At 63.9% G+C, this 1,126-nt stretch carries 2 protein-coding genes; both read right to left on the reverse strand.

What is annotated here, in order from left to right:
• Nucleotides 1-773, reverse strand: a 773-nt coding sequence (locus AB0C21_RS43325; RefSeq protein ID WP_500212350.1) for an IS3 family transposase, incomplete at its 3' end; no start/stop codon positions are given.
• Nucleotides 770-1,057, reverse strand: a complete 288-nt coding sequence (locus AB0C21_RS43330; protein ID WP_171069556.1) for a transposase — start codon at nucleotides 1,055-1,057, stop codon at nucleotides 770-772. The genes AB0C21_RS43330 and AB0C21_RS43325, both read right to left, overlap by 4 nt.
• Nucleotides 1,058-1,126: the final 69 nt, after the last annotated feature.

Raw genomic sequence — 1,126 nt, forward strand, 5'->3', positions numbered from 1 at the left:
CATTCAAACACCGCGGCTGCGAGCTCGGCTCTTGTTTGCCATTTCCTGGTGTCGAGTAGTTCGAGCTGCATCGATCCCCAGAACGACTCCATCATGGCATTGTCGTAGCAGTCGCCGACCGTGCCCATCGAGCCGAGGAGACCGGCGGCCCGGAGCCGCTTCCCGAACGTCCAGGACGTGAACTGCGTCCCATGGTCTGAGTGCAGAATCGTGGTGTCCTTGGCGGGCTTTCTACGCGCGACCGCGGCAGCCATCGCATCGACCACGAGTTTGGTGGTCTGGCGGATGTCGATGGAATGACCGATGATGCGGCGGGAGAAGCAGTCCAGCACGGCCGCGCAGTACAGCTTCCCCTCGCCGGTCGGATGCTCGGTGATGTCGGTGACCCACAGCACGTCGGGCGCCTGGACGTCGAAGGCCCGCTTCACCAGGTCCTCCTCGGTCGGCTCGTTGACCAGGTTCCGGTGCCCCTTGCGCCGGTAGATCCCCTGAATCCCGGCTTCGCGCATCAGCCGCTCGACCCGTTTGCGGCTCACCCGCTCGCCCCGTCCCAGCGTCAACTCGGCGTGCACCCGCGGCGAGCCGTAACTCTGGCGTGACTCCTCATGGATTTCTCTGATCATTTTCACCAGCTCGGTGTTGCGTTGCTCCCGAATCGAGGCGGGTCTGCCGAGCCAGTCGCTGTAACCGGACCGGGAAACTCCTAACACTCGACAGGCCACCGCGACGGGGATGTCGTTCTCGGCAAGTTCACGGACCAGCGAGTACCTTATTTTGGGAGCACGTTCTCGCGGGCGAAGTAGGCCGCCGCCCGCTTGAGAATCTCGTTCTCCAACTCCAGTTGCCGGGCCTTTCGGCGCAGCTCGACCAGCTCTTTGTGCTCGCCGGCGCTCAGGCCGTCGAGGTGACCCTCTTCGATGTCGTCCCGGCGGATCCAGTTGCGCAGGCACGACTGGCTGATACCCAGACTCTTGGCCAGCGCGGTGACCGACTTGTCGCCGGTCCGGGCCAGCTCGACGGCGCGACGCCGGAACTCGGGCGGGTGAGGTGGTGGCACGAGACACTTCTTTCCCAAGTTGATCAAGGTCAACTCAGATGAGGTGTCCGTGGAACCGGGGGAAGCTCA

This window comes from Spirillospora sp. NPDC049024 (assembly GCF_040649235.1).
Taxonomy (GTDB): domain Bacteria; phylum Actinomycetota; class Actinomycetes; order Streptosporangiales; family Streptosporangiaceae; genus Spirillospora.